The sequence below is a fragment of the Microvirga pakistanensis genome (genome assembly GCF_004458765.1).
Lineage (GTDB): Bacteria > Pseudomonadota > Alphaproteobacteria > Rhizobiales > Beijerinckiaceae > Microvirga > Microvirga pakistanensis.
Genome location: NZ_SPJX01000195.1, coordinates 1 through 223 on the forward strand (window position 1 = coordinate 1; position 223 = coordinate 223).

Here is a 223-nt window from a genome sequence, read left to right on the forward strand (position 1 = left end):
ACCATGCCGGCCTGCCTGATGGCGGCTGCGACCGTGAACATCCCGGCGATCTCGCTCAATGTGGGTCCCATGCTCAACGGCTGGCACCAGGGCGAGCGCACCGGTTCCGGTCCGATCGTGTGGAAGGCGCGCGAGCGTCATGCGGCGGGCGACATCGACTACCAGCAGTTCATCGATATCGTCGGCTCCTCCGCTCCGTCCGTGGGTCACTGCAACACCATGG

1 protein-coding gene is annotated in these 223 nt (G+C 65.9%); it reads left to right on the plus strand.

What is annotated here, in order from left to right:
• On the plus strand, positions 1–223 hold a 223-nt coding region (locus tag E4K09_RS14005), incomplete at both ends, for a dihydroxy-acid dehydratase domain-containing protein (protein ID WP_193557287.1).